This window comes from Pseudomonas sp. FP818, from assembly GCF_030687335.1.
GTDB classification, from domain to species: Bacteria; Pseudomonadota; Gammaproteobacteria; order Pseudomonadales; family Pseudomonadaceae; genus Aquipseudomonas; species Aquipseudomonas shahriarae.
Genome location: NZ_CP117427.1, coordinates 4,123,638 through 4,148,881, shown reverse-complemented (window position 1 = coordinate 4,148,881; position 25,244 = coordinate 4,123,638). Strand labels below are relative to the sequence as shown.

Annotated in this window: 23 protein-coding genes and 3 pseudogenes; 7 read left to right on the top strand and 19 right to left on the bottom strand. The window is 62.0% G+C overall.

Translation table 11 applies throughout. From position 1 onward, the window contains the following. The first annotated feature begins 13 nt into the window (after positions 1-13). A pseudogene (locus tag PSH80_RS18730) lies at positions 14-1,709 on the top strand (putative bifunctional diguanylate cyclase/phosphodiesterase). On the opposite strand, the pseudogene PSH80_RS18725 reads toward PSH80_RS18730, so the two are convergent. Beyond that, positions 1,688-2,454: pseudogene (locus tag PSH80_RS18725) on the bottom strand (substrate-binding periplasmic protein). The pseudogenes PSH80_RS18730 and PSH80_RS18725 sit on opposite strands and share 22 nt — an antisense overlap. Before the next feature lie 134 nt (positions 2,455-2,588). Here PSH80_RS18725 and dnaX point away from each other — a divergent pair. The 5 genes from dnaX (at position 2,589) to PSH80_RS18700 (ending at position 8,210) form a co-directional block, all read left to right on the top strand. Beyond that, the gene (gene dnaX / locus PSH80_RS18720; RefSeq protein WP_198799607.1) at positions 2,589-4,640 is read left to right on the top strand and encodes a DNA polymerase III subunit gamma/tau; all 2,052 of its coding nucleotides are present in this window, start codon (positions 2,589-2,591) and stop codon (positions 4,638-4,640) included. 66 nt (positions 4,641-4,706) lie between these two features. Continuing rightward, a complete protein-coding gene (locus PSH80_RS18715) occupies positions 4,707-5,045 on the top strand; it encodes a YbaB/EbfC family nucleoid-associated protein (RefSeq protein ID WP_057439500.1) in 339 nt (112 codons plus the stop codon). 141 nt (positions 5,046-5,186) lie between these two features. Further along, a complete protein-coding gene (locus PSH80_RS18710) occupies positions 5,187-6,212 on the top strand; it encodes an NADP-dependent oxidoreductase (RefSeq protein WP_057439499.1) in 1,026 nt (341 codons plus the stop codon). Positions 6,213-6,270: 58 nt separating this feature from the next. Continuing rightward, a complete protein-coding gene (gene recR / locus PSH80_RS18705) occupies positions 6,271-6,873 on the top strand; it encodes a recombination mediator RecR (RefSeq protein WP_057439498.1) in 603 nt (200 codons plus the stop codon). Between the two features lie 188 nt (positions 6,874-7,061). Next, entirely contained in the window at positions 7,062-8,210 is a 1,149-nt protein-coding gene (locus PSH80_RS18700; protein WP_057439497.1) for an acyl-CoA dehydrogenase family protein, read from the top strand. Between the two features lie 82 nt (positions 8,211-8,292). On the opposite strand, the gene PSH80_RS18695 is transcribed toward PSH80_RS18700, so the two are convergent. Beyond that, positions 8,293-8,841, bottom strand: a complete 549-nt coding sequence (locus tag PSH80_RS18695; RefSeq protein ID WP_057439496.1) for an adenine phosphoribosyltransferase — start codon at positions 8,839-8,841, stop codon at positions 8,293-8,295. A 90-nt stretch (positions 8,842-8,931) separates the two neighbouring features. Continuing rightward, the gene (gene fnr, locus PSH80_RS18690; protein ID WP_032863348.1) at positions 8,932-9,666 is read right to left on the bottom strand and encodes a fumarate/nitrate reduction transcriptional regulator Fnr; all 735 of its coding nucleotides are present in this window, start codon (positions 9,664-9,666) and stop codon (positions 8,932-8,934) included. Positions 9,667-9,820: 154 nt separating this feature from the next. Here fnr and PSH80_RS18685 point away from each other — a divergent pair, with 154 nt between their 5' ends. Next, positions 9,821-10,291 (top strand): hypothetical protein, encoded by a 471-nt coding sequence (locus PSH80_RS18685; protein WP_057960322.1) that lies wholly within the window; start codon positions 9,821-9,823, stop codon positions 10,289-10,291. A gap of 6 nt (positions 10,292-10,297) precedes the next feature. Here the strand turns inward: PSH80_RS18685 and hemN are convergent, their stop codons facing one another. The 16 genes and pseudogenes from hemN to ccoN (PSH80_RS18605) form a co-directional block, all read right to left on the bottom strand. After that, complete coding sequence (gene hemN / locus PSH80_RS18680) at positions 10,298-11,680, bottom strand: oxygen-independent coproporphyrinogen III oxidase (RefSeq protein ID WP_057960321.1); 1,383 nt, start codon at positions 11,678-11,680, stop codon at positions 10,298-10,300. 102 nt (positions 11,681-11,782) lie between these two features. Beyond that, a complete protein-coding gene (locus PSH80_RS18675) occupies positions 11,783-12,466 on the bottom strand; it encodes a sulfite exporter TauE/SafE family protein (RefSeq protein ID WP_057439492.1) in 684 nt (227 codons plus the stop codon). After that, positions 12,459-12,686: a cbb3-type cytochrome oxidase assembly protein CcoS gene (ccoS, locus tag PSH80_RS18670; RefSeq protein WP_305417884.1), complete on the bottom strand. Its 228-nt coding sequence runs from the start codon at positions 12,684-12,686 to the stop codon at positions 12,459-12,461. The genes PSH80_RS18675 and ccoS overlap by 8 nt, the downstream gene beginning before the upstream one ends. A gap of 22 nt (positions 12,687-12,708) precedes the next feature. After that, positions 12,709-15,159 carry a heavy metal translocating P-type ATPase gene (locus PSH80_RS18665; protein ID WP_120733826.1) on the bottom strand — a complete coding sequence of 817 codons (2,451 nt, stop codon included), beginning with the start codon at positions 15,157-15,159 and terminating at the stop codon, positions 12,709-12,711. A gap of 96 nt (positions 15,160-15,255) precedes the next feature. Next, entirely contained in the window at positions 15,256-15,795 is a 540-nt protein-coding gene (locus PSH80_RS18660) for a FixH family protein (protein WP_057960318.1), read from the bottom strand. A 14-nt stretch (positions 15,796-15,809) separates the two neighbouring features. After that, positions 15,810-17,227 (bottom strand): annotated as a pseudogene (gene ccoG, locus PSH80_RS18655) (cytochrome c oxidase accessory protein CcoG). A 207-nt stretch (positions 17,228-17,434) separates the two neighbouring features. Further along, complete coding sequence (locus tag PSH80_RS18650) at positions 17,435-17,845, bottom strand: type II toxin-antitoxin system VapC family toxin (RefSeq protein WP_057439489.1); 411 nt, start codon at positions 17,843-17,845, stop codon at positions 17,435-17,437. Next, positions 17,845-18,099, bottom strand: a complete 255-nt coding sequence (locus PSH80_RS18645) for a type II toxin-antitoxin system Phd/YefM family antitoxin (RefSeq protein ID WP_029300038.1) — start codon at positions 18,097-18,099, stop codon at positions 17,845-17,847. The genes PSH80_RS18650 and PSH80_RS18645 overlap by 1 nt, the downstream gene beginning before the upstream one ends. A 142-nt stretch (positions 18,100-18,241) precedes the next feature. After that, positions 18,242-19,225 (bottom strand): cytochrome-c oxidase, cbb3-type subunit III, encoded by a 984-nt coding sequence (gene ccoP / locus PSH80_RS18640; RefSeq protein ID WP_186625609.1) that lies wholly within the window; start codon positions 19,223-19,225, stop codon positions 18,242-18,244. Next, the gene (locus tag PSH80_RS18635) at positions 19,222-19,407 is read right to left on the bottom strand and encodes a CcoQ/FixQ family Cbb3-type cytochrome c oxidase assembly chaperone (RefSeq protein WP_003175465.1); all 186 of its coding nucleotides are present in this window, start codon (positions 19,405-19,407) and stop codon (positions 19,222-19,224) included. Before PSH80_RS18635 ends, ccoP (PSH80_RS18640) begins: the two co-directional genes overlap by 4 nt. 5 nt (positions 19,408-19,412) lie before the next feature. Beyond that, positions 19,413-20,021, bottom strand: a complete 609-nt coding sequence (gene ccoO, locus PSH80_RS18630; RefSeq protein ID WP_029300047.1) for a cytochrome-c oxidase, cbb3-type subunit II — start codon at positions 20,019-20,021, stop codon at positions 19,413-19,415. Beyond that, positions 20,021-21,463, bottom strand: coding sequence for a cytochrome-c oxidase, cbb3-type subunit I (ccoN, locus tag PSH80_RS18625; protein WP_305417879.1), 1,443 nt, complete (start codon positions 21,461-21,463; stop codon positions 20,021-20,023). Before ccoN (PSH80_RS18625) ends, ccoO (PSH80_RS18630) begins: the two co-directional genes overlap by 1 nt. A 526-nt stretch (positions 21,464-21,989) precedes the next feature. Beyond that, on the bottom strand, positions 21,990-22,913 hold the full coding sequence (ccoP, locus tag PSH80_RS18620; protein WP_128592861.1) for a cytochrome-c oxidase, cbb3-type subunit III: 924 nt from the start codon (positions 22,911-22,913) through the stop codon (positions 21,990-21,992). Beyond that, the gene (locus PSH80_RS18615) at positions 22,910-23,128 is read right to left on the bottom strand and encodes a cbb3-type cytochrome c oxidase subunit 3 (RefSeq protein ID WP_057439484.1); all 219 of its coding nucleotides are present in this window, start codon (positions 23,126-23,128) and stop codon (positions 22,910-22,912) included. The genes ccoP (PSH80_RS18620) and PSH80_RS18615 overlap by 4 nt, the downstream gene beginning before the upstream one ends. Before the next feature lie 3 nt (positions 23,129-23,131). After that, positions 23,132-23,740, bottom strand: coding sequence for a cytochrome-c oxidase, cbb3-type subunit II (ccoO, locus tag PSH80_RS18610; protein WP_029300055.1), 609 nt, complete (start codon positions 23,738-23,740; stop codon positions 23,132-23,134). A gap of 10 nt (positions 23,741-23,750) precedes the next feature. Continuing rightward, positions 23,751-25,175 (bottom strand): cytochrome-c oxidase, cbb3-type subunit I, encoded by a 1,425-nt coding sequence (gene ccoN, locus PSH80_RS18605; protein WP_070994710.1) that lies wholly within the window; start codon positions 25,173-25,175, stop codon positions 23,751-23,753. Positions 25,176-25,244 lie beyond the last annotated feature (69 nt).

Here is a 25,244-nt window from a genome sequence, read left to right as displayed (position 1 = left end):
TAGAGCCACATTCATGGATGAGAAATACCGCAGGGCCGTGGATGCCGCCGCCATTTTCTCCGAGACAGACCTCACCGGCCGCATCACCTACGTCAACGACCAATTCTGCGACATGTCCGGCTACAGCCGCGACGAGTTGCTGGGGCGTAACCACCGGATCCTCAGCTCCGGATTGCACCCTGCCGGGTTTTTCCAGGGCATGTGGCGCACCATCACTGAAGGCCGGGTCTGGCGCGGGGAAATCTGTAACCGCGCCAAGGATGGCTCGTTGTACTGGGTCGATAGCACCATGGTGCCGCTGGTCGATCAGCGTACCGGGAAGGTGCAGAAGTACGTGTCGATTCGTTTTGACGTCAGCGAAAAGCGTCAGTTGCTGCAGACCCTGCAATGGCGGGTCGGTCACGATGTGCTGACCGGGCTGCCCAATCGCGCTTACCTCTCCGAATTGCTCGTGCAGTCCCTGGAGTTTTCCCGCAACGAGCAAATCCCCCTGGCGGTGTGCATGCTCGACCTGGATGGCTTCAAGGCCGTCAACGACGGCTATGGGCATGCCAGTGGCGACTTGTTGCTGGTGGAGGTTGCGCGCCGTCTGCGTGAGATTATTCGTGGCGAAGATGTGGTCGCCAGGCTGGCCGGTGACGAGTTTGTACTGATCCTGCGCTACGTGCGCGATGCCGATGAGCTTAACGGCGCGCTGCGGCGGATCCTCACGGCCATCTCCGAGCCGTATTCGATCCAGGGCGCGCAGATCAACGTGTTTGCCAGTATCGGGTGTGACCTTGTTCCCCCTGGACGATGAGGACGCCGATACGTTGCTGCGCCATGCCGACCAGGCCATGTATGTGGCCAAGCAAAGTGGGCGCAACCGCTACCAGCTGTTTGACGTGTCCCTGGAGCAGGAGGTCAAGGCCACCCACCAGACGGTCCAGCAGATTCGCCAGGCCCTGGCGGCGGGGGAGTTGTGCCTGCACTTCCACCCCAAGATCAACCTGCGCCACGGCCAGGTGGTGGGGTTTGAAGCGTTGCTGCGCTGGCAGCATCCGATGCGCGGGTTGGTGGCGCCCAAGGATTTCCTGTCGTTGATCGAGCAGACCGACCTGATCGTGGATGTCGGCGAGTGGGTGATGGATCAGGTGTGCTGGCGCAGATGCGTCAGTGGCAGGAGGCTGGGCACTGCTGGCCGGTCAGCGTGAACATCGCGGCCCGGCATTTCCAGCGTGCGGATTTTGTCGAGCGCCTGCAGCAACTGCTGGCCCAGCATCCCGATGTCGCGCCACACATGCTTGATCTGGAAATTGCCGAATCGGTGGCCATCGACCATATCCAACGGGTCACCGAGCACCTGGCGGCGTGCCAGGCGCTGGGGGTGCGGTTTTCCCTGGATGATTTCGGCACCGGCTATTCCTCCCTCAGCTACCTCAAGCGCCTGCCGACCCAGACCATCAAGATCGACAAGTCGTTTGTGCGTGACATCCTGCACGACAAGGACGACCTGGCCTTTGACCCAGGCGGTGATCGGCCTGGCCCGGGCATTTGGCCGCGAAGTGATCGCCGAGGGCCTGGAAACTCTTGAACATGGCCAGTTGCTGCTGCGCATGGGCTGCGAAGTGGCCCAGGGTTATTACTTCGCCCAGCCCATGCCGGCTGACGAGGTGCCGGCCTGGGCCGCCGGGTTTGACCTGCTCAACTATGGTGCGGGCGACGATTGAGGCGGGCGCTCGCGGTCACCGGTGTAGAGCCTGATGATGCCGTCAATCTCCCCCGACATCTTCATGCGCAGCAATGTGCGCAAAATGTGCTGCACGGGCAGGGCTGGGTCGTTACGCACGTAGCAGCCCAGGCTCTGCTCCTCGATCACGGCCACTACGTGCAGCCTGCGGTCCACGGGTAGCCGCTGATTGAAGCGCTCCAGGGCCCATTCGTTGGTGACGGCATACCTGAAGCGTCCCGCCACCAGCTTGTGCAGCACTTGCTCTTCGCTGCGGGCGTCGTCGCGCTGCAGCTGGCCGTTGGCGAACAGCGGCTCGAGACGGGTAGCTGTAGTTGAGCACGGTGCCGATATTCTGCGCAGCCAGCTTCGCCACATTCACCGACAACGGCGGGGCGTGGACGCTGACCAGCACATTACGCTGCACCAGCAAGGGGATGCTCCAGACATAATCGCCGGACAGGTTGCTCAGCCACGCCTGTGCGACGTAGCAGCGCACATCAATTTCGCCATGCTCCATGGCTGGGGCGATGCGGGCTCGGGCCAATACCTGGAACTGCGCCCGGATGGCCAACCTGGGTGGCCAGGCTTAACATCAGGTCATACAAAATGCCCTGGGTCGGCTGGCCGGCCTCGATCTGCACCAGGGGCATGGCCCAGCTGTCGGAAATGGCGAAGCGCAACGGGGCGGGTGCCGCCAGGCTCAGTGTGGTGATCATCCATAAAGCGCCCAGGACTACGCGCATAAACTCTCCGAGATCAGCCCTTGGGAGGGGAGGCCACTACCAGCTTAGTCAGATTAGGCGAGCGTGCCGGATGCAATTTCGCCCCTGCTCCGCTAGCATTACCGGCTTCCGCTTCCCAGTTGCGACGGTTTTCGATGAGTTATCAGGTTCTTGCACGTAAATGGCGTCCGCGCTCGTTCCGCGAAATGGTCGGCCAGACCCATGTGCTCAAGGCTCTGATCAATGCCTTGGACAGCCAGCGGCTGCACCACGCCTACCTGTTCACCGGCACTCGCGGGGTGGGCAAGACCACCATTGCGCGGATCATTGCCAAGTGCCTGAACTGTGAGACAGGCATCACCTCCACCCCCTGCGGCACCTGCTCGGTGTGCCGGGAGATCGACGAGGGGCGCTTTGTCGACCTGATCGAGATCGACGCCGCGAGCCGCACCAAGGTCGAGGACACCCGCGAACTGCTCGACAACGTGCAGTACGCCCCCAGCCGTGGCCGCTTCAAGGTCTACCTGATCGACGAAGTGCACATGCTTTCCAGCCACTCCTTCAACGCCCTGTTGAAAACCCTGGAGGAGCCGCCGCCCTACGTTAAATTCATCCTGGCCACCACCGACCCGCAGAAACTTCCTGCAACGATTTTGTCGCGGTGCCTGCAGTTCTCCCTGAAGAACATGACCCCCGAGCGGGTGGTCGAGCATTTGACCCACGTGCTGGGGGTGGAGAACGTGCCGTTCGAAGACGACGCGCTGTGGCTGCTGGGCCGCGCCGCCGATGGTTCGATGCGCGACGCCATGAGCCTGACCGACCAGGCCATTGCCTTCGGTGAAGGCAAAGTGATGGCCGCTGATGTGCGCGCCATGCTCGGCACCCTCGATCACGGGCAAGTGTTTGACGTACTGCATGCGTTGATCGAAGGCGATGCCAAGGCGCTGCTCGAAGCCGTGCGCCATTTGTCGGAGCAAGGCCCGGACTGGAATGGCGTGCTCTCGGAAATTCTCAACGTGCTGCACCGCGTCGCTATCGCCCAGGCGCTGCCTGAAGGGGTCGATAACGGCCACGGCGACCGCGACCGCGTGTTGGCCCTGGCCCAGGCGTTGCCGGCCGAAGATGTGCAGTTCTACTACCAGATGGGCCTGATCGGGCGCCGAGACCTGCCCTTGGCCCCGGACCCGCGCGGCGGCTTTGAAATGGTCATGCTGCGCATGCTGGCGTTCCGCCCGGCGGACACCGCCGATGCGCCGAGACAGCCGCTAAAGCCAGTGGGGATCAGCCAGGCCACAGTTGATTCCGCCAAACCAGTGGCTGGCGCGGCGGTCGTCGCGCCAGTGATCGCGCCGGAACCTGTGGCAGTCACTGCCGCCCCGGTCGCGGTTGAGCCGGTGGCGCCTGTAGCGGTGCCGGAGCCGGTTGCCGAGCCTGAGCCCGCGCCTGTGGTCGATCTGCCCTGGAACGACCCGGTAGAGGCCGTGGCCGAGCAGGAGCCTGCAGTCGAGGCCGTGCTGGAAACCACCAGCGAGCAGCCCGAGCTCACGCCCATGCCCACGCCGACCCCCGACAGCGCAGTGCCGGACGCGCCGGAATGGGTCGCCGCCCCCGTGCCCGAGCCGACCATCGCCGAAGTGGACGCCGCTACCCCCGGCATCGACCTGGATGACGAACCGCCGCTGGACGAAGATTACATCGAGCCGGACATGGATTCGGCCTACAGCTACCTGGACGACCTGGCCAGCGAACACACCGCCGAGCCCGCGCCGGAGCCCGAGGCAGAACCTGCCGCGATGCCGGCCACCGGCCTCGCCCTGCAATGGCTGGAGCTGTTCCCGAAATTGCCGATCTCCGGCATGACCGGGAGCATCGCCGCCAACTGCACGCTGATTGCCGTCGATGGCGATCACTGGCTGTTGCACCTGGACCCGGCCCACAGTGCCCTGTTCAACGCGACCCAGCAGCGCCGCCTCAACGACGCCCTGAATCAGTTCCACGAACGCACCCTGACGGTGACCATCGAGCTGATCAAGCCCGAGCAGGAAACCCCGGCCCAGGCCGCCACCCGTCGCCGGCTCAACCGCCAGCGCGAGGCCGAGGAGTCGATCCAGGCCGATCCGCTGATCCAGCAGATGATGGAGCAGTTTGGCGCGGTGGTGCGACACGATACTATTGAACCTGTCGAAGCCCAGGCTGCAGCGGGCTGATAATTGCAGGCGCCGTGCCTTGAGGCTCGGCGCCGTATTGATCCACGTACTTTTGAGGTGATTCCCATGATGAAAGGTGGCATGGCCGGCCTGATGAAGCAGGCGCAGCAGATGCAGGAAAAAATGGCCAAGATGCAGGAAGAACTGGCCAACGCCGAAGTCACCGGTAAAGCCGGTGGCGATATGGTCAGCGTGGTGATGACCGGTCGTCACGACATCAAGCGTGTGAGCATCGACCCAAGCGTATTGCCGGGCATTGGCGAAGACGACCTGGAAATGCTCGAAGCCTTGTTCGCTGCGGCCGTCAACGACGCCGTGCGCAAGATCGAAGCCAACAGCCAGGACAAAATGTCCGGCGTGACCGCGGGCATGCAACTGCCGCCGGGCATGAAGCTGCCGTTCTGATCGACTCGCGCGACTGCAAAAATGCCAGGCATCGTGCCTGGCATTTTTGTTTGTGTCGGGCACAATCGAACGTCAGCCTTGCAATGGCTGTCTGCACTCTATACCGCTGAATTCAATCACCGATATAAAGGAGCCCCGCTGATGACCGAAGCCATGACCCTTAACCAGCGCATCGTCCTGGTATCCCGCCCGCAGGGTGCGCCCGTGCCGGAAAACTTCCGCCTGGAGCGCGTAGCGCTGCCAGACCTCGCAGACGGCCAGGTTCTGCTCAAGACCCTGTTCCTGTCCCTTGACCCCTACATGCGTGGGCGCATGAGTGACGCGCCGTCCTACGCCGCGCCGGTAGAAATCGGCGAGGTGATGACTGGCGGTGCTGTGAGCCGCATCGAGCAGTCGCGCAACCCCAAGTTCGAGGTGGGCGACCTGGTGGTCGGCGCCACCGGCTGGCAAAGCCATAGCATCAGCGACGGACGCAACCTGATGCCGGTGCCCAAGGGCCTGCCGAGCCCGTCCATGGCCCTGGGTGTGCTGGGCATGCCCGGCATGACGGCCTACATGGGCCTGATGGATATCGGCCAACCCAAGGCCGGGGAAACCCTGGTGGTGGCGGCGGCCTCCGGTGCGGTGGGCTCGGTGGTCGGCCAGGTGGCCAAGCTCAAGGGCCTGCGGGTGGTCGGCGTGGCCGGCGGTGCGGACAAGTGCCGTTATGTGGTGGAGGAGCTGGGGTTTGACGCGTGCATCGACCACAAGAGCGCGGACTTTGCCGAAGAGCTGGCCCAGGCCTGCGACAAAGGGGTGGATATCTATTATGAAAACGTCGGCGGCAAGGTCTTCGACGCTGTGCTGCCCTTGCTCAATCCCAAGGCACGGATCCCCCTGTGTGGCCTGATTGCCGGCTACAACGCCCATGAGGCGCCCACCGGCCCTGATCGCCTGCCAGCGCTGCAACGCACCCTGTTGACCAAGCGCGTGCGTATCCAGGGGTTTATCGTGTTCGACGACTATGGCGACCGCCACCCGGAATTTATCAGCGCCATGGCGCCCTGGGTGCGGGACGGCAAGGTCAAGTTCCGCGAAGACGTGGTCGATGGTCTGGAGCAGGCTCCCGAGGCCTTTATCGGCCTGTTGGAAGGGCGCAACTTCGGCAAGTTGGTCGTGCGTATTTGACGCTTATCCGAGGCGCGGGTATAAACCGCGTCTCGTTGTTTTGTCGGACCTTTGCCCCATGAGCTTCAGCCCTCTGATTCGTCAACTGATCGACGCCCTGCGCACCTTGCCGGGCGTGGGCCAGAAAACCGCCCAGCGCATGGCGCTGCAACTGCTGGAGCGTGACCGCAGCGGTGGCTCGCGACTGGCCCAGGCCTTGAGCCAGGCCATGGACGGTGTGGGCCATTGCCGCCAGTGCCGCACCCTCACCGAAGAAGAACTGTGCCCGCAATGCGCCGACCCCCGTCGCGACGATACGCTGCTGTGCGTGGTCGAAGGGCCGATGGACGTCTACGCGGTGGAGCAGACCGGCTATCGCGGGCGCTACTTCGTGCTCAAGGGCCACCTGTCGCCGCTCGACGGCCTGGGGCCGGAGGCCATTGGTATCCCGCAGTTGGTGGCGCGCATTGAAGGGCAGGGCACCTTTACCGAGGTGATTCTGGCCACCAACCCGACGGTGGAAGGGGAAGCCACGGCGCATTACATCGCCCAACTGCTGACCAACAAAGGCTTGATCACCTCGCGCATCGCCCATGGCGTGCCGTTGGGTGGCGAGCTGGAACTGGTGGACGGCGGCACCCTGGCGCACTCGTTTGCCGGGCGTAAACCTATCGCGCTCTAAGCCCAATATCCTCTGGCACGCTGGCTTGTGTGGGAGCTGGCTTGCCTGCGATGGCATCGCCTCGGTCCTCCTGATACACCGCAGTGCCTGCATCGCAGGCAAGCCCGCTCCTACATGGGTTCTGCGTTCGGCTTGATAACCAAGCAAGCGCTTGGTAAGTTCGCTCCATCTCTGCATGGAGCTTGCCGATGTCTGCCTACCAGGAATATTTCGACCCCAGTCACCAATTGGTCCGCGACAGCGTGCGCCGTTTTGTCGAGCGCGAGATTCTGCCGGGCATCGAGCAATGGGAGGAGGCCGAACACTTCCCCCGCGAGCTGTACCTCAAGGCCGGCGCGGCGGGGATTCTCGGCATTGGCTACCCTGAAGCCCTGGGCGGCAGCCATGAGGGCGACCTGTTCGCCAAGGTCGCCGCCAGCGAAGAGCTGATGCGTTGTGGCTCCGGTGGTGTAGTGGCGGGGCTGGGCTCGCTGGATATCGGCCTGCCGCCCGTCGTCAAATGGGCGCGCCCCGCAGTGCGCGAGCGCGTGGCCCCGCAGGTGCTGTCCGGTGAGAAGATCATGGCCCTGGCCGTCACCGAGCCCGGTGGCGGCTCCGACGTGGCCAGCCTGCAAACCCGTGCGGTGCGCGATGGCGATTGTTATCGGGTCAGTGGCAGCAAGACTTTTATCACCAGTGGCGCACGCGCCGACTACTACACCGTCGCCGTGCGTACCGGCGGGCCTGGCTTTGCCGGCATCAGCCTGTTATTGATCGAGAAAGACACGCCTGGCTTCACCGTCGGCCAGCCGCTGAAGAAGATGGGCTGGTGGGCGTCGGACACTGCCGAGCTGTTCTTCGATGATTGCCAGGTGCCGGTGGGTAATCTGATCGGCGGCGAAAACATGGGCTTTGCCTGCATCATGGGCAACTTCCAGAGCGAGCGCCTGGCCCTGGCATTAATGGCCAATATGACCGCGCAGATGGCCCTGGAAGAGAGCCTGAAATGGGCTGCGCAGCGGCAGGCCTTTGGCAAGCCGATTGGCAAGTTCCAGGTGCTCAAGCACCGCCTGGCGGAGATGGCCACGGCGGTCGAGGTTTCCCGTGAGTTCACTTACCGCCAGGCGGCGAAGATGGCGGCGGGCAAGAGCGTGATCAAGGAGATCTCCATGGCCAAGAACCTGGCCACCGACACCGCCGACCGCGTGACGTATGACGCGGTGCAGATCCTGGGTGGCCTGGGCTATATGCGCGGCAGCCTGGTGGAGCGGCTATACCGCGACAATCGGATTTTGTCGATTGGCGGCGGGACCCGGGAGGTGATGAATGAAATCATCAGTAAGCAGATGGGCTTGTGATTGAGGGGGCTCCCACCTTTGAATGGGTTCGCAAATCAAAATGTGGGCTTGCCCGCGATGAAGCCCACAAGACCCGCGCAAATTACCGCTCAGTCAACCCAAACTGCGTCAAACAGAACGTAGGGATCCCCATATCCTCCAGACGCTGCGAGCCGCCCAACTCCGGCAGGTCAATAATCGCCGCCGCCTCAAAAATCCGCGCGCCCATGCGCCGCGTCAGGTTCGCTGCAGCAATCAAGGTGCCACCGGTGGCGATCAAGTCATCGAACATCAACACCGAATCCCCTTCACACAGGCTGTCGGCGTGCACTTCGAGGAAGGCTTCGCCGTATTCGGTCTGATAGCCCTCGGACAGCACGTCCGCTGGCAGCTTGCCTTGCTTGCGGAAGAGGATCAGCGGCTTGTTCAGTTGGTAGGCAATCACCGAACCGATCAAAAAGCCCCGGGCGTCCATCGCGCCGATATGGCTGAACTCGGCTTCGACGTAGCGGTGGATAAAGGTGTCGGCCACCAGGCGCATGGCCTTGGGCGACTGGAACAGCGGCGTGATATCACGAAAGATCACCCCAGGCTTGGGGAAGTCGATGACGGGGCGAATCAGGGATTTGATGTCGAAGGCGTCGAAAGTCATCGTCGGGAGTCCTGGGCGCAAAGACCCAGCAGTATACCTGCGGCCTCGCCGGTTGGCTTGGCCACAAGTGTCGCGCCCCTCGTGCGCCGATCAGCCGTCGAGGGAGCCGCCGGCCAGCGCGCAGAGCTGGATCGGGTCGAGGATGTGCACTTCCTTGCCCTCGGCGGCAATCAGTTCGTTCTGCTGGAAGCGCGTGAACACCCGGGACACGGTTTCTACCGCCAGGCCCAGGTAATTGCCGATTTCGTTGCGCGACATGCTCAGGCGGAACTGATTGGCCGAGAAACCACGGGCGCGGAAGCGCGCCGACAGGTTGACCAGGAAGGTGGCAATCCGTTCGTCGGCGGTTTTCTTCGACAGCAACAGCATCATTTGCTGGTCGTCCCGGATTTCCCGGCTCATCACTCGCATCAACTGGCGGCGCAACTGCGGCAATTGCAGGGCCAGTTCATCCAGGCGTTCGAAGGGAATCTCGCACACCGACGTGGTTTCCAGGGCCTGGGCCGACACCGGGTGGATCTCGGTGTCCATGCCCGATAGGCCGACCAGCTCGCTGGGCAGGTGGAAACCGGTGATTTGCTCTTCGCCACTATCGCTCAGGCTGAACGTCTTCAAGGCGCCCGAGCGTACTGCATAGACGGAATCGAACTTGTCGCCCTGGCGAAACAGAAACTCGCCTTTCTTCAGTGGGCGACCACGTTTAACGATTTCGTCCAGCGCATCCATGTCTTCCAGATTCAGCGAAAGTGGCAAGCAGAGGGGAGCCAGGCTGCAATCCTTGCAGTGAGCCTGGCTATGAGCGCGCAGTTTAACTGGCTCGGACATTTCTTAAATCCTTGTGGGAAAACACACATAAGACGTAAGGGTACCGCACTGAGGGACTATCAAGCCAGCCTGTACAAAAAACCGGCAGAGATATAAAGATTTTTACCCGGTGGCCGATGAACTGCTAACGACCAAGAGCTTGGAGGCTCACGATATGCTTTCCATCGACGGCAATCTTCCGTCCCGCACCACTGTGCCGACGCTGCTTGAACCGAAAAAAACCAGCACCGTGGGCGCCGGTACCGAATCAACGGCGCTGGGTGAAACCCAGCCTGCCGAAGGCGTGAGCGTGACCTTTTCCGGTGCGTCGCTGAAGGCTGCCAGCGCCGAGAAGACGGCCAACGATGATATCGAAGAAAGCGGGCTGGACGAGAACGTGCAGAAACTGCTGAAAATGATTCGCCAGTTGAAGCAGCAGATCGCGGAAAAGATGGCAGAGATGTCGGCGATCATGTCCGACAAGCGCCTCAGCCCGGAGCAGGTCCTGGCGAAACTGAGCGGCGTGCAATCGGCGCTGGGCGGCTTGCAAGCCTCGCTGACCGGCGCCTATGCGTCGTTGAGCGAAGCGATGAAGAACCTGAGCGCCGAAGACGCGGTGAAGGCCGCCTCGTTGATGGCCAAGTAACCCGGCTCAGATCACCCGTGAAAAGCGCTGCCTATTCTGTTGCTCCAGATAGGCATCGAACACCATGCACACCGAGCGCACCAACAGGCGCCCGGCTGGCAGCACCCGGATTCCCTTGGCGTTGAGTTCGATCAGGCCGTCTCCGGCCATTACTTCGAGTTGCGGCCAGAGCTCGGCGAAATAACCGCGAAAATCCACGGTGAAGGCCTGCTCGATGCTGTCGAAGTCCAGGCTGAAGTGACAGATCAGCTGTTGGATCACCGCCCCTCGTAAACGATCGTCCGCCTTGCACAGCAGGCCGCGACTGGTGGCCAGTTGCGCGCCGGCCAGGGCATTCTGGTAATGACTCAGGTCGCTGCTGTTCTGGCAGTACAAGTCACCAATCTGACTGATGGCCGAAACGCCGAGCCCGATCAAATCGCAATGACCGTGGGTGGTGTAGCCCTGGAAATTGCGTTGCAGGGTGCCCTCTTCCTGGGCGATGGCCAGTTCGTCGTCGGGCAGGGCGAAGTGGTCCATGCCGATGTAGGTGTAGCCGGCGGCTGTCAGCTGCTCGATGGTTTCCTGCAGCATCTGCAACTTGACGGCGGGAGCCGGCAGGTCTTCGCTGTTGATCCGTCGCTGGGGCAGGAAGCGTTCCGGCAGGTGGGCATAGTTGAATACGGACAGGCGGTCGGGTTGCAGGCTGATGACTTCGGCCACCGTGTGGGCGAAATGCTCGGGGGTCTGCTTGGGCAGGCCGTAGATCAGGTCAATGTTGATCGAGCGAAACTGCAGGGTGCGCGCGGCGTCAATCACCGCGCGGGTCTCTTCCAGGCTTTGCAGGCGATTGACCGCCCGTTGCACCTCGGGGTCCAGGTCCTGCACGCCGATGCTCACACGGTTAAAGCCCAGTTCACGCAACAGGCCCATGGTGGCCCAGTCGGCTTCCCGTGGGTCGATCTCAATGCCGTAGTCGCCGGAATCGTCATCCAGCAGGTTGAAGTGTTGGCGCAGTTGCGCCATCAGTTGGCGCAATTCGTCGTGGCTGAGAAAGGTCGGGGTGCCGCCGCCAAAATGCAGCTGTTGCACCTGTTGGTGGGGGTCCAGGTGGCAGGCCACCAGTTGAATCTCTTGCTCCAGGCGCTGCAGGTAGGCCTGGGCGCGACCACGGTCCTTGGTAATGACTTTGTTGCAGGCGCAGTAGTAGCAGATGTTCGCGCAGAACGGCACGTGCACATACAGCGACAGCGGGCGCACGGCCTTGCGGCTGTCGCGCAGGGCGTGCAGCAGGTCAAAGGTGCCGACCTGGCTGGTGAATTGTACGGCGGTGGGGTAGGAGGTGTAGCGCGGTCCTGCCAGGTCGTAGCGATGAATCAGATCAGTGTCCCAACGAATGGCGTCGAGCATGCGGGCGTTCCCCGGATTGGCTAGTGGGCCGAGTCTAGGGGCATGGCTGGGCGGTCATCTTGATTTGTATCAACGGGGAGCGGCGCTATGCCACATGGCCTTTTAGTGGCCCATCAGCCAGTGCTGATGGGGCCCGGGTAGGGTCCAGATACCGAACACAATCACCAGCAGGCCGCCGGCCATGCGCACACTGCGCTTGCGTAACAGCGCGGTGACGCGCTCCGCCGCCAGCCCGGTGGCGAGCAGTACCGGCCAGGTGCCGAGGCCAAAAGCGAGCATCAGCAACCCGCTGTCCACGGCGTTGCCCTGGCTGGCCGCCCACAACAAGGTGCTGTAGACCAGGCCGCACGGCAACCAGCCCCACAGCGCGCCCAGCAGCAGGGCGCGGGGCAGGCTGGACACCGGTAGCAAACGGTTGGCAAACGGCTGGATATGCCGCCACAGGCCGCGCCCGAGGCTTTCGATACGGGTCAGGCCGCTCCACCAGCCGGCCAGGTACAAGCCCATGCTGATCAGTAGCAGGCCGGCCAGGATGCGCATGAACATCGCCGCCGGGCTGTTGGCCACGGCCCAGCCGGCCAGGCCGATCAATACGCCGGCGGCGGCATAGCTGAGGATGCGTCCCAGGTTGTACGCCAGCAGCAGGCGAAACCGCCGGCTGCGCTGTTCCGGGGGGATGGCCAGGGTCAATGCGCCCATCAGGCCACCGCACATCCCCAGGCAATGGCCGCCGCCCAGCAGGCCGAGGATCAGCGCGGAAACCAGCAGCGGCGCGAGGTCAAGCATGGGGCGGCACCGGCTCGTCAGGCTTGGCCGGTGGCTGCGGGTGGCTGCTGGCCTCGTCGACAGCGGCCAGGTGCTTGGGATCCTGGTCGTCGAACAGCACGCTGTGGGCCGGCCCGTCGAGGTCGTCATACTGGCCGCTGTCCACCGCCCAGAAGAAGATGTAGATGGCGATGGCGACGATCAGCAGCGCCGCAGGAATCATTACGTAAAGAGCTGGCATCGCTACTCCATGCCCGCGCGGCTCAAGCCGGCAGCGGACGGGGCTGTGGGGTGGTGCTCGCGGCACTGGCGCGCGGCAGGCGCGTCAGGCGCAGGGCGTTGAGCACCACGGTCAACGAACTGAGGGACATGCCGATCGCGGCCCAGATCGGCGTGATCCAACCGAGGGCGGCGAACGGCAACATCAGGCCATTGTACAGCCCGGCCCACAGCAGGTTTTCAATGATTACCCGGCGCGTACGCCGCGCCAGGCTGAACGCTTGCACCAGGGCATCCAGGCGGTTGGACAGCAGCACCGCGTCGGCGCTGGTTTTTGCCAGGTCAGTGGCCGAGCCCATGGCCACGCTGATATCCGCCGCGGCCAATACCGGCACGTCATTCACGCCGTCACCGAGCATCAACACCTTGCGGCCTTCCTTGTGCAACTGTTGCAGCACTTGCAGCTTGTCATCCGGGCGCAGGCCGCCACGGGCTTCATCAATCCCCAATTCGGCGGCGACGCTGGCGACCATCGGCGAGCTGTCGCCCGATAGCAGCAAGGTGCGCCAGCCCCGCGCCTTGCACGCGGCCAGCAGTGCCGGCGCATCGCTGCGCAGGCGATCATCCAGGACAAACCAGGCCAGGGCGCCGCCAGTATCGCCCAGCAGCAGCCATTGGCCAGCGTCTTGCGGCGAATCGGGTATCGCGCAGCCGCTTAATTCACAGACGAAACCGGGCTGGCCGATCCGCAGCAGGCGTTCACCGACCCGACCTTCGAGCCCCAGGCCGGGGGTGCTGAGCACTTCATCAGCCGCCAGCGGGGCGCGGCCGAAGGCCCGGGCAATCGGGTGTTCGGAGCGGTTTTCGAGGGCGGCGGCCAGGGCCAGGGCCAAGTCGCTGCTTATGCTGCCCAGTGGCCGGATGGCGCGCAGGGCCAGGCGGCCCTCGGTGAGGGTGCCGGTCTTGTCGAAAATCACTGTGTCGATCTGGTTCAAGCCTTCCAGCACATGGCCTCGGGTCAGCAACAGGCCGAGTTTGTGCAGGGTGCCGGTGGCGGCAGTCAAGGCGGTGGGGGTTGCCAGGGACAAGGCGCATGGGCAAGTCGCCACCAGCATTGCCAGGACAATCCAGAACGCCCGCGAGGGGTCCAGTTCCCACCACAGCAGGCCAATCACGGCGGCGGCGATCAGCGAGCAAAGCAGGAACCATTGCGCGGCGCGGTCGGCGATCTCGGCCAGGCGTGGCTTTTCGGCCTGGGCCCGCTCCAGCAGGCGCACGATGGCCGACAAGCGGGTGTCATGGCCCAGGGCGCGCACTTCCACGGTCAGCGCGCCTTCGACGTTGAGAGTGCCGGCGGTGACGCTATCGCCGGCTTGTCGCGGTTGTGGCAGGTATTCGCCGGTGAGCAGGGATTCATCAATGCTCGACTGGCCCTCCAGGATCACCCCGTCAGCCGGCAGGATCGCACCCGGATGCACCAGCACCCGGTCGCCCAGGGCCAATTCGGTGAGCAGGATGCGTTCGCTCTGGCCATCGCCTTTGAGGCGCAGGCACGAGGCCGGCAGCAGGTTGACCAGTTGGGCAGTGGCGGCGGCGGTGCGTTCTCGGGCGCGGCGCTCCAGGTAGCGCCCGGCCAGCAGGAACAGGGCGAACATGCCTACGGCATCGAAATACAACTCGCCCACCCCCGTGATGGCGGTCCAGATGCCCGCCAGGTAAGCGCCGCCAATGGCCAATGACACCGAGACATCCATGGTCAGGTGGCGGGTGCGCAGGTCGCGCATGGCGCCCTTGAAAAACGGTGCGCAGCTGTAGAACACAATGGGGGTGGTCAGAAACAGCGCGACCCAGCGCAGGATCACGTGCAGCTCGGGGCTCAGGTCGATATTGAATTCCGGCCAGGTGGCCATGGTCGCCATCATCGCCTGGAACCACAGCAAGCCGGCGACCCCGAGTTGGCGCAGGGCCAGGCGGTTTTCGCTGGCCAGTTGTTCGGCGGCGCGGTCGGCCTGATACGGGTGAGCGGCGTAGCCAATCTGGCGCAGCTCGCTGAGCACCTGGCTCAACGGCAATTGCGCGTCGGCCCAGCGCACATGCAGGCGATGGTTGGACAGGTTCAGCCGCGCCTCGGCCACGGCCGGCAGGCTGCGCAGGTGTTTTTCGATCAGCCAGCCACAGGCGGCGCAACTGATGCCTTCCATCAACAGGGTGGCTTCGGCCAGGTCGCCGTCGTGGCGCACGAAGGGCTTTTGCACATCGGCGCGGTCGTACAGCGCCAATTCGTCGACCAGTTGCACCGGCAAGGCTTCGGGGTTGGCCGAGGCTTCACTGCGGTGCTGGTAGTAGCTTTCCAGCCCGCCCGCGACAATTGCCTCGGCCACCGCCTGGCAACCCGGGCAGCAGAGCTCGCGGGGCTCGCCGAGGATCACCGCGGTGAAGCGGCTGCCGGGCGGGACGGGGAGGGCGCAGTGGTAGCAGGGGGTTGGGGTGGTCATGGCTTTGGATCTGTGTGGGCAGGGAGGGCCTCATCGCGGGCAAGCCTGCTCCATCTGTAGGAGCAGGCTTGTCCGCGATGCGCGAAGAGCAGGTTTTCAGTTCTTCAGGTCTTCAGCACCCTGCAACGGCTCGTCACCCAACTTCAAGTCGGTGCCATGGCTGACTTCTTCCTCTTCAAACATACGCCAGGTACGGTCGCCTTCGACCCCCAGCAGTTCGACGAAGCGGCGGCCTTCGACCTTGTCAGTCACCTGGCCGATATAACGCCCCGGCTCGCTCTGGCTGCGGGTGAGCACGACCTTGCGGTCTTTCTCCGGCTGGGTCGGCGAAATCAGGTTCAGTTCCAGAGTGGTCGGCCCGCTGTTGCCCGTGAGAAACAGCTCCACTTCCCCGGTCAGTTCATCCAGGTGCAGGGTGGCGCGCATTTGCAGGGTCTGGGCCAGCAATTCGCGGTCCAGGGAGCGGTTGATGCCTTTGCCGGCCTCGTAGTAGTTGTCGTTGACCAGGTTGTCCGGGTTGTTCACCGCGATGGTCACCATGGACAAGGTCAACGTCACCGAGCAGGCCAGGATGGCAATGATGATCCAGGGCCAGAGGTGCTTGTACCAGGGGCTTGCGGCAGTTGCTACGGGCATTGTTCTGCTCTCTTTTAACGAATTTGTGGGCCGATGAATCGGCTCTTGGCTTCAACGTGGACGCTGTCATCGTCAGCATCCTTGAGGATGAATTTCACCTCGTTGGTGCTCGATGGCATTTGTTCCGGCGCGCTCGACAGCTCCACCGGCATGGTGAAGATTTCCCCGGCGGCGACCTTGATTTCGCGCTTGCCTTGTAGCTTGAGGTCCGGCAGGCCGCTGGCGTCCAGCACGTAGGTGTGATCGCGCTGGTCCTTGTTCATGATTTTTCAGGCTGTAGACGTTCTCGATCCGCCCTTCGGCGTTTTCGCGGTACAGCACGCGGTCCTTGCTGACGTCGAAACCCACCAGCGAACGCATGAAGAACGCCGTGGCCAGCAGGGTGATCATCGCCCAGCAGCACCAGCGCATAGCCGATCAGGCGCGGACGCAACTTGTGGGTCTTTTGCCCCGACAGGTTATGTTCGGTGGTGTAGCTGATCAACCCACGAGGGTAGTCCATCTTGTCCATGATGGTGTCGCAAGCGTCGATACAGGCCGCGCAGCCAATGCACTCAATCTGCAGGCCGTCACGGATGTCGATCCCGGTGGGGCAGACCTGTACGCACATGGTGCAGTCGATGCAATCCCCCAGGCCCAGGGCCTTGTAGTCCACGCCTTTCTTGCGCGGGCCTCGGGCTTCGCCGCGACGCGGGTCATAGGAAACGATCAGGGTGTCTTTGTCGAACATCACGCTCTGGAAGCGCGCATACGGACACATGTAGATGCACACTTGCTCACGCAGCCAGCCGGCGTTGCCGTAAGTGGCGAGGGTGAAGAAGCCAACCCAGAAGTACGACCAGCCATCGGCCTGGCCGGTGAAGAACTCGAAGACCAGTTCGCGAATCGGCGAGAAGTAGCCGACAAAGGTCATGCCGGTGACAAAACCGATCAGCAGCCACAGCGTGTGCTTGCTGAGTTTACGCAGGAACTTGTTGGCGCTCATCGGCGCCTTGTCCAGCTTGATCCGCTGGTTGCGGTCGCCTTCGGTGACCTTTTCGCACCACATGTAGATCCAGGTCCACACGCTTTGCGGGCAGGTGTAGCCGCACCAGATACGCCCGGCGTACACGGTGATAAAGAACAGGCCGAACGCCGAGATGATCAGGATGCCCGACAGCAGGATGAAGTCCTGGGGCCAGAATGTCGCACCGAAAATGAAGAACTTGCGCTCTGGCAGGTTCCACCAGACGGCCTGGTGTCCGCCCCAGTTCAGCCATACCGTACCGAAGTACAGCAGGAACAGGCCGGCACCGCCGAGCATCCGCAGATTGCGGAACATCCCGGTGAAGGCTCGAGTGTAGATTTTCTCCCGCGAGGCGTAGAGATCGACAGTGTTGCTGGTTTTTTTGGCAGGCGGGGTAACGTCGTGTACCGGAATCTGATCGCTCATCATTGCATCCCACGGCAGTGGAGATTTGCCTCGGCCAGTACGTGCCAACCGGGGTCAAAATAGGGGTCTAGCAGTGGCGCAATGATACGCCTGTAGTACGGGTGAACGGGTGCGACCTTTGGTCGCGTTGGGGGAAATCAATTGATGGTGTACGTGACTTGAATCAATTGACAGGAGGAGTATGGACGGTTTTTCAGGGCTCGAAGGTCATTGGTCCCACGGGTTGATCAGTTTCACGCCGCTGCTTTGGAAGTCGGCGACATTGCGGGTGACCACGGTCAGGCCATGAACCAGAGCGGTTGCGGCGATCAGCGCATCACCTTCGTTAGCGCGATCTGGCACATGCAGGCTGGCGCAGCGCAAGGCCACGGCAGCGTCAATTGGCAGGATCCTGGCATCGAAGGCCGGCATGACATGGCGTTTGAGCCAGGTGCGCAAGACCTTGCCCTGCGCGGGGTCACGGCGTTCCATTCGCAGCACCCCAGTCTCCAGTTCCTTCAAGGTAATCGCCGAAATATACAGGCGTGGCGCAGCGACGGTTTTGGCCCACGCCACCACATTTTTGTCGGCTTGGGGTTTGCGTAACTCGGAAATGACATTGGTATCGAGCAGATACATCAAGAGAGGTCCACGGGTCGATGGATAATTACGGCACGTTCGGTTTCAAACTCGATATCCGCCGCTTCGGGCATCACCAACAGGTCAACAATATCGGCGTTGATGCCTGTCAATTTTTGGTAGTCCTCAATACTTAGCAGCACATGAGCAGGCTTGCCTCGGTCGGTAATAAAAACCGGTCCTTGGCGCGCGGCTTTTTTGGCACCGCTTGTGTCTTGGTTGAATTCGCGGCTGGAGATTGTCGTGATAGTCATGGGGCGCCTCCCAGCGGGATGGGGGAATGTAGTTACGTTACTACGGCGCAGTTGCAAGCTACAAGCAGTCGATGCGCTTCACTGGAAACAAAAAAGCCCCGTCAGCATGCGCTATACGGGGCTTTCTCTTGCGGCTTGCAGCTTACTTCTGTTCTTGCTGCTCTTGCTGCTCTTTGTGCGACAGGCTGTAAACATACGCCGCCAGCAAGTGCACCTTGTCGTTACCTTGCAGTTGCTCCTGCGCAGGCATCTGGCCCTGGCGGCCGTAACGGATGGTCTGCTGCAGTTGGGCGAAGCTGGAACCGTAGATGAACGCGCCCGGGTGGGTCAGGTCAGGTGCGCCCATCGCTGGCGTACCTTTACCGGCCGGGCCGTGGCAGGCCACGCAGTTGGCGGCGAAGAGTTTCTCGCCGTTGGCCACGTCGGCCTTGGCGCCTTCCGGCAGCTTGCGGCCATCGAGGTTGGTCAGCACAAAGCCGGCCACGTCGGCCACGCCTTGTTCGCCGATGACTTCAGACCAGCCCGGCATCACCGCATGGCGGCCGGCCATGATGCTGGCCTTGATGGTCTCCGGCTCGCCGCCCCAGCGCCAGTCGGCGTCGGTCAGGTTGGGGAAGCCGTAGGCACCCTTGGCGTCGGAGCCGTGGCAGACCGAGCAGTTGGAGGCGAACAGGCGGCCCCCCATCTTCAGGGCTTGCGGGTCCTTGGCTACTTCCTCAATGGGCATGGCCGCAAATTTGGCGAAGATCGGCCCAAACTTGGCGTCCGAGCGTGCCATTTCCTTTTCCCACTCGTGCACGCCGGTCCAGCCGGTCTGGCCGTTGGCGAATGGGGTTTGCTTGTCATTATCGAGGTAGGCATAGCCCGGCAGCAGGCCTTTCCAGTTGCCCAGGCCCGGGTACAGCACCAGGTAACCCAGGGCAAACACGATGGTGCCGACGAACAGCATGAACCACCACTTTGGCAGTGGGTTGTCGTATTCCTCGATGCCATCGAACGAGTGACCAACTGTCTCGTCCGTTTGCTCGGCGCGCTGGCCCTTGCGGGTCGACAGCAGCAGCCAGGTCAGGGCAAAAATGGTACCCAGACTGAGGACTGTGACGTACAGACTCCAGAACGTAGTCATTCTTTGTTACTCCTAGAAGCTTGCTCGACGTGCTTGATGGCTTCGGGATCATCCGCAAAAGGCAGCAAGGTCGCGTCTTCAAACTCTGACTTGCGCTTGGGGCTGAATACCCACAACGCCAGACCGATAAAGGCCACCATCACGACAACGGTGCCCAGGCCTCGAATCATCCCGATATCCATTCAGATCACCGTTTGCTTTTGATGATGGTGCCCAGGCCTTGCAGGTAGGCCACCAGCGCGTCCATTTCGGTCTTGCCCTTGACGGCTGCCTGGGCACCGGCGATGTCTTCGTCGGTGTAGGGCACGCCGAGGGTGCGCAAGACTTCCATTTTCTTGGCGGTGTCTTTGCCGTCGAGCTTGTTTTCCACGAGGAACGGGTACGCCGGCATTTTCGATTCGGGCACTACGTTGCGCGGGTTGTACAAGTGCGCACGCTGCCAGTCATCGGAGTAACGACCGCCAACACGGGCCAGGTCCGGACCAGTACGCTTGGAACCCCACAGGAACGGGTGGTCCCACACGCTTTCACCGGCGACCGAGTAGTGGCCGTAGCGTTCGGTTTCGGCACGGAACGGGCGGATCATCTGCGAGTGGCAGCCGACGCAGCCGTTGGCGATGTAGACATCGCGGCCTTCCAGTTCAAGGGCGGTACGCGGCTTCATGCCTTCGACCGGCTTGTTGGTCACGTCCTGGAAAAACAGCGGAACGATCTGGGTCAGGCCGCCGATACTCACGGCGATGACCATGAAGAAGGCCAGCAGGCCGATATTCTTCTCGACTACTTCGTGCTTCATCAGTGAGCTCCCACGACGGCGATCTTGGTGGCGGCTTCAGCCTCTACAGGGTTGGAAGCACGCACGGTGCGCCATACGTTGTAGGCCATGAACAGCATGCCGCTGGCAAAGAACGCACCACCGAGGGCGCGGACGATGAAACCAGGATGGCTGGCTTGCAGCGCTTCGACGAAGGAATAGGTGAGGGTGCCGTCGTCGTTGATCGCACGCCACATCAGGCCCTGGGTGATGCCGTTGACCCACATCGAGGCGATGTAGAGCACGGTGCCGATAGTGGCCAGCCAGAAGTGGGTGTTGATCAGGCTGGTGCTGTGCATCTGCGCCCGGCCATACAGCTTGGGAATCATGTGGTATAGCGCGCCGATGGAAATCATCGCTACCCAGCCGAGAGCGCCGGCGTGTACGTGGCCGATGGTCCAATCGGTGTAGTGAGACAGCGAGTTGACGGTCTTGATGGCCATCATCGGGCCTTCGAAGGTCGACATGCCGTAGAACGCCAGCGACACCACCAGAAAGCGCAGGATCGGGTCGGTGCGCAGCTTATGCCAGGCGCCCGACAGGGTCATCATGCCGTTGATCATGCCGCCCCAGCTCGGAGCCAGCAGGATGATCGACATGGCCATGCCCAGGGACTGTGCCCAATCCGGCAGTGCGGTGTAGTGCAGGTGGTGCGGGCCGGCCCAGATATACAGGGTGATCAGTGCCCAGAAGTGCACGATGGACAGGCGATAGGAGTAGATCGGACGCTCGGCCTGTTTCGGCACGAAGTAGTACATCATCCCCAGAAAGCCCGTGGTCAGGAAGAACCCTACGGCGTTGTGGCCGTACCACCACTGGATCATCGCATCGGTCGCACCGGCGTAGGCCGAGTAGGACTTGAAGAAACTCACCGGCAACGAGGCGTGGTTGACGATGTGCAGCATCGCCGTCACGACGATGAATGCGCCGTAGAACCAGTTGCCAACGTAGATGTGCTTGGTCTTGCGCTTGACGATGGTGCCAAAGAACACGATGCCGTAGGTCGCCCAGACGATCGCCAGAAGGATGGCAAGGGGCCATTCCAATTCCGCGTATTCCTTGGTGGTGGTGAAGCCCATTGGCAGGGTGATGATGGCGCCCACGATAACCGCTTGCCAGCCCCAGAAGGTGAAGGCGGCGAGACCGTCGGAAATCAGTCGCGTCTGGCAGGTTCGCTGCACGACATAGTAGGAAGTGGCAAACAGTGCACATCCGCCGAAGGCGAAGATCACCAGGTTGGTGTGCAGCGGGCGTAGGCGTCCAAACGTCGTCCATGGCAGGTCGAAGTTCAACTCCGGCCAGACCAGTTGCGAGGCGATGAAGACACCGAGCCCCATGCCAAGGATCCCCCAGACCACCGTCATGATGGCGAACTGGCGGACTACCTTATAGTTATAAGCAGTCGGACTGATTGCTGTGCTCATTCTAAGGTTCCACGGTTTAGGTGTTTTATTAGGATAAAAATCGGTCGCAAGTATGGAGAAAGCGGGGTGCCATTGCAACGTAACGCTGACCTGCGTCAATGCTTTACAAACCAGATTCTGCGCCCTTTCCATGTTTGGCGTAAGGACAAAATCAAAAATGAAAAGCTGACGGGTTGGACAGGAATTTTGCAGGGGTGCAGGCACTTGCGCGCAGGTCTGGGCAAACAAGCTGGCGCAGTGACGAATGGTCAATGGCGTGACAGCCGGTAACTGTCAGCCTTTGCGCCTGTCACCTTGCTTGAATGTCAGACTCATCGCGTGCAAGTCGGTCTGCGACCGCTCAACACCGGTCTACTGTCGGAACAAGCGTAGACCCGAATGGCGGGAGGGGAAAGGTGTGCTTTAGAAGGGTGCGACAATGGGGCGCAGGGGAGCAGCGGTGAGTGGCAAGTCTGGAGCGGGAAAGGGGGGGAGGGCTGCAAGAGCCGAGTTGAGAACTCTTCTCTTGCAGCTTGTAGCGTGAAGCTTACTTCTGCTCTTTTTGCGACAGGCTGTAGACGTAGGCCGCCAGCAGGTGGACCTTGTCGTTGCCTTGCAGTGCTTCCTGCGCCGGCATCTGGCCTTGGCGACCGTGACGGATGGTCTGTTGCAACTGCGCCAGGCTGGTGCCGTAGATGAAGCCGGCAGGTTGCGTCAGGTTCGGCGCGCCCATGGCTTCTACACCGTGGCCCTCTGGGCCGTGGCAGGCCACGCAAGTGGTGCTGAACGCTTGCTGGCCGGCGACCAGGTCAACCTTGCTGTCAGCCGGCAGCGGCAACTTGGCCAGGTCGTGGCGTACATAGGCAGCGACGTTTTTCACACCGTCTTCGCCCAGCACTTCACCCCAGGCCGGCATTGCAGCGTGGCGACCGTTCATGATGGTCAGCTTGATTGCGTCCGCCGAACCACCCCAGCGCCAGTTGTCGTCCGCCAGGTTCGGGAAGCCATAGGCGCCCTTGGCATCGGAGCCGTGGCACACCGCGCAGTTGGAGGCAAACAGGCGACCGCCCATTTTCAGCGCTTGTGGGTCTTTGGCGACCTCTTCCACGGGCATGGCTGCGAATTTGGCGAAGATCGGCCCGAACTTGGCGTCGGCCCTGGCCATTTCCTTGTCCCATTCCTTGGTCTGGGTCCAGCCGTCTTCATAGCCCGGCAAGACACCTTTCCAGTTGCCCAGGCCCGGATAGAGGATCAGGTAGCCGACGGCAAATACCAGGGTGCCGGCGAACAACATGAACCACCATTGGGGCAGAGGGTTGTCGTACTCCTCAATCCCGTCGAAGGCGTGGCCCATGGTCTGGTCGACGCTGCCCTTGGTCTCGCCCTTGCGGGTGCCGAACAACAGCCAGGTCAGGCCGATCAGGCTGCCGAGGGTCAGTACACAGATCCATGTACTCCAAAAGGTAGTCATGGCCGAATGCTCCTTGTTACAGGCTCTTCTTGAGCGTCGGATGGGGTGCCGGTGGCGTCAGGCTTAGGCTCATCGGCAAATGGCAGCAGGCAGGCCTCGGCGAACTCCGGGTTGCGCTTGGAGTTGAACACCCACAGCGACAGGCCGATGAAGGCAATTGCCACCACCAGCGTGCCGAGGCCGCGGATCATTCCGGTATCCAGTTCAAAACCCATGGTTCACCTCTTGCTCTTGATTGCAGTGCCGAGCACTTGCAGGTAGGAGACCAGAGCGTCCATTTCGGTCTTGCCCTTGAGGCTGTCCACGGCGGCGGTGATGTCCGCGTCGGTGTACGGCACGCCGAGGGTGCGCATGACCTTGAGCTTGGTTTCGGTGTGGCTGCTGTCGACCTGGGCGGTGACCAGCCATGGATAGGCCGGCATCTTCGACTCAGGCACGACGTTGCGCGGGTTGTACAAGTGCGCGCGGTGCCAGTCGTCGGAGTAGCGTGCACCTACCCGGGCCAGGTCCGGACCGGTACGCTTGGAGCCCCACAGGAACGGGTGGTCCCACACGCTTTCGCCGGCGACCGAGTAGTGGCCGTAGCGTTCGGTTTCGGCGCGGAACGGCCGGATCATTTGCGAGTGGCACTGTACGCAGCCTTCGCGGATGTAGATGTCACGGCCTTCCAGTTGCAGCGCGGTGTAGGGCTTCATGCCTTCGACCGGCTTGTTGGTGACGTCCTGGAAGAACAGCGGGACGATCTGCGTCAGGCCACCGATACTCACGGCGAGCACCATCAGCAGCATCAGCAGGCCGACGTTCTTTTCAATCGTTTCGTGTTTCATCATCGACTCCTCAGGCCATCCGCGCCGCAGCGGCTACTTCGGCAGGTTGTGCCGAACGCACGGTGCGCCAAGTGTTGTAAGCCATCAGGAACATGCCGCTGAGGAAGATCGCACCACCCACCAACCGCACGATGAAGCCTGGGTGGCTGGCCACCAGGGTTTCGACGAAGGAGTAGGTCAAGGTGCCGTCTTCGTTGACTGCACGCCACATCAGGCCCTGGGCAATGCCGTTGACCCACATCGAAGCGATGTAGAGCACGGTGCCGATAGTGGCCAGCCAGAAGTGCGCGTTGATCAGGCCGAGGCTGTACATCTGCTCGCGACCGAAGACTTTCGGGATCATGTGGTACAGCGCGCCGATGGAAATCATCGCCACCCAACCCAGAGCGCCGGCGTGTACGTGGCCGATGGTCCAGTCGGTGTAGTGGGACAGGGCGTTGACCGTCTTGATCGCCATCATCGGACCTTCAAAGGTCGACATGCCGTAGAACGCCAGCGATACAACGAGGAAGCGCAGGATCGGGTCGCTGCGCAGCTTATGCCAGGCGCCCGAGAGGGTCATCATGCCGTTGATCATGCCGCCCCAGCTTGGCGCCAGCAGAACCAGCGACATCACCATGCCCAGGGACTGTGCCCAGTCCGGCAGCGCGGTGTAGTGCAAGTGGTGAGGGCCGGCCCAGATGTACAGGGTGATCAGTGCCCAGAAGTGCACGATGGACAAGCGATAGGAGTAAACCGGACGCTCGGCCTGTTTCGGCACGAAGTAGTACATCATCCCCAGGAAGCCTGCGGTGAGGAAGAAACCTACGGCGTTATGGCCGTACCACCACTGCACCATGGCATCCGTCGCACCGCCGTACAGCGAGTAGGACTTGGTCAGGCTGACCGGGATTTCCAGGTTGTTGACGATATGCAGGATCGCTACGGTGATGATGAACGCACCGAAGAACCAGTTACCGACGTAGATATGCTTGGTGTTGCGCTTGGCCACGGTGCCGAAGAACACGATGGCATAGGCGACCCAGACAATGGTGATCAGGATGTCGATCGGCCATTCCAGCTCGGCGTATTCCTTGGAACTGGTATAGCCCAGTGGCAAGCTGATTGCCGCCAGCAGGATCACCAATTGCCAGCCCCAGAAGCAGAACGCGGCGACTTTCGGCGCGAACAGCTGGGTCTGGCAGGTGCGTTGCACCGCGTAGAAGGAGCTGGCAAACAGCGCGCAGCCACCAAACGCGAAAATCACCGCGTTGGTGTGCAGTGGGCGCAATCGACCGAAACTGGTCCAAGGCAGGTTGAAGTTGAGTTCGGGCCATACCAACTGGGCGGCGAGAAAAACCCCGAGCCCCATGCCGACGATGCCCCACACCACCGTCATAATGGCGAATTGGCGGACCACCTTGTAGTTATAGGCGGTACTTAAAGTAGTGTTCATGGTTCCCCATCCACGGTTCAACCCAAGCAGATGCAGCACTTGGGCTGGAGTTATAGGCAGACTAAAAAG

Bases quoted from the DNA above. Each gene is read 5' to 3' on its own strand.
- PSH80_RS18645 (WP_029300038.1), bottom strand. From the start codon at position 18,099: ATGACTATCACGACAATCTCCAGCCGCGAATTCAACCAAGACACAAGC.
- hemN (WP_057960321.1), bottom strand. From the start codon at position 11,680: ATGCTCGACGCCATTCGTTGGGACACTGATCTGATTCATCGCTACGAC.
- PSH80_RS18650 (WP_057439489.1), bottom strand. From the start codon at position 17,845: ATGTATCTGCTCGATACCAATGTCATTTCCGAGTTACGCAAACCCCAA.
- ccoN (WP_070994710.1), bottom strand. From the start codon at position 25,175: ATGAACACTACTTTAAGTACCGCCTATAACTACAAGGTGGTCCGCCAA.
- fnr (WP_032863348.1), bottom strand. From the start codon at position 9,666: ATGTCCGAGCCAGTTAAACTGCGCGCTCATAGCCAGGCTCACTGCAAG.
- ccoN (WP_305417879.1), bottom strand. From the start codon at position 21,463: ATGAGCACAGCAATCAGTCCGACTGCTTATAACTATAAGGTAGTCCGC.
- recR (WP_057439498.1), top strand. From the start codon at position 6,271: ATGAGCTTCAGCCCTCTGATTCGTCAACTGATCGACGCCCTGCGCACC.
- PSH80_RS18700 (WP_057439497.1), top strand. From the start codon at position 7,062: ATGTCTGCCTACCAGGAATATTTCGACCCCAGTCACCAATTGGTCCGC.
- PSH80_RS18615 (WP_057439484.1), bottom strand. From the start codon at position 23,128: ATGGGTTTTGAACTGGATACCGGAATGATCCGCGGCCTCGGCACGCTG.
- PSH80_RS18665 (WP_120733826.1), bottom strand. From the start codon at position 15,159: ATGACCACCCCAACCCCCTGCTACCACTGCGCCCTCCCCGTCCCGCCC.
- PSH80_RS18660 (WP_057960318.1), bottom strand. From the start codon at position 15,795: ATGCCCGTAGCAACTGCCGCAAGCCCCTGGTACAAGCACCTCTGGCCC.
- ccoS (WP_305417884.1), bottom strand. From the start codon at position 12,686: ATGCCAGCTCTTTACGTAATGATTCCTGCGGCGCTGCTGATCGTCGCC.
- ccoO (WP_029300047.1), bottom strand. From the start codon at position 20,021: ATGAAGCACGAAGTAGTCGAGAAGAATATCGGCCTGCTGGCCTTCTTC.
- PSH80_RS18695 (WP_057439496.1), bottom strand. From the start codon at position 8,841: ATGACTTTCGACGCCTTCGACATCAAATCCCTGATTCGCCCCGTCATC.
- PSH80_RS18635 (WP_003175465.1), bottom strand. From the start codon at position 19,407: ATGGATATCGGGATGATTCGAGGCCTGGGCACCGTTGTCGTGATGGTG.
- PSH80_RS18710 (WP_057439499.1), top strand. From the start codon at position 5,187: ATGACCGAAGCCATGACCCTTAACCAGCGCATCGTCCTGGTATCCCGC.
- ccoP (WP_186625609.1), bottom strand. From the start codon at position 19,225: ATGACTACGTTCTGGAGTCTGTACGTCACAGTCCTCAGTCTGGGTACC.
- PSH80_RS18675 (WP_057439492.1), bottom strand. From the start codon at position 12,466: ATGCTTGACCTCGCGCCGCTGCTGGTTTCCGCGCTGATCCTCGGCCTG.
- PSH80_RS18685 (WP_057960322.1), top strand. From the start codon at position 9,821: ATGCTTTCCATCGACGGCAATCTTCCGTCCCGCACCACTGTGCCGACG.
- ccoP (WP_128592861.1), bottom strand. From the start codon at position 22,913: ATGACTACCTTTTGGAGTACATGGATCTGTGTACTGACCCTCGGCAGC.
- PSH80_RS18715 (WP_057439500.1), top strand. From the start codon at position 4,707: ATGATGAAAGGTGGCATGGCCGGCCTGATGAAGCAGGCGCAGCAGATG.
- dnaX (WP_198799607.1), top strand. From the start codon at position 2,589: ATGAGTTATCAGGTTCTTGCACGTAAATGGCGTCCGCGCTCGTTCCGC.
- ccoO (WP_029300055.1), bottom strand. From the start codon at position 23,740: ATGAAACACGAAACGATTGAAAAGAACGTCGGCCTGCTGATGCTGCTG.